Origin of the sequence: Acidilobus sp. (genome assembly GCF_049973875.1) — an archaeon.
Lineage (GTDB): Archaea > Thermoproteota > Thermoprotei_A > Sulfolobales > Acidilobaceae > Acidilobus.
On sequence record NZ_JBMFJI010000119.1, the window covers coordinates 1 to 566 of the forward strand.

The following is a 566-nucleotide window of genomic DNA, read 5'->3' on the forward strand; positions in this document are numbered from 1 at the left end:
GGACTGTGCTGAAGGAGGTGGACCCCGGCGAGGTTGAGCAGTACGCAAAGAAGGCCGTGGAGTCGGGCGTGGTCTCCGTAGCCGTGTCTTTCCTCCACTCGTATATAAATCCCTCAAACGAGGCGAGGGCCGGCGAGGTTCTGAGGAGGTTTTTCCGCTACGTGTCCCTATCCAGCGAGGTGGCGCCGGAGCCTAGGGAGTACGAGAGGACCTCGACGGCGGTGGTCAACGCCGCCTTGATGCCGCTGGTGGGCCGCTACCTGGAGGAGCTGGGGAGATACGCAGAGTCGCGGGGCGGCAGGCTCTACGTCATGTCCAGCTCCGGCGGGCTGGTGACCGCGGAGGAGGCCGCCAGGAAGCCGGTGCATTTAATAGAGTCCGGCCCAGCCGGCGGCGTCGTGGCCGCGGCGGAGTTCGCGAAGATTCTCGGACTGCCCCGTGTGATAAGCTTCGACATGGGGGGCACCACGGCCAAGGCCGGGACGGTGGTCAACTCGGAGCCCAGCATCACCACGGAGTACGAGGTGGGCGGCGAGGCGCACCACGGCAGGTTGGTAAAGGGCTCG

At 65.9% G+C, this 566-nt stretch carries 1 protein-coding gene; it reads left to right on the plus strand.

Annotated elements, in window-relative coordinates; all coding sequences use genetic code 11:
* Nucleotides 1-566, plus strand: a 566-nt coding sequence (locus ACP5H1_RS08620; RefSeq protein ID WP_427974139.1) for a hydantoinase/oxoprolinase family protein, incomplete at both ends; no start/stop codon positions are given.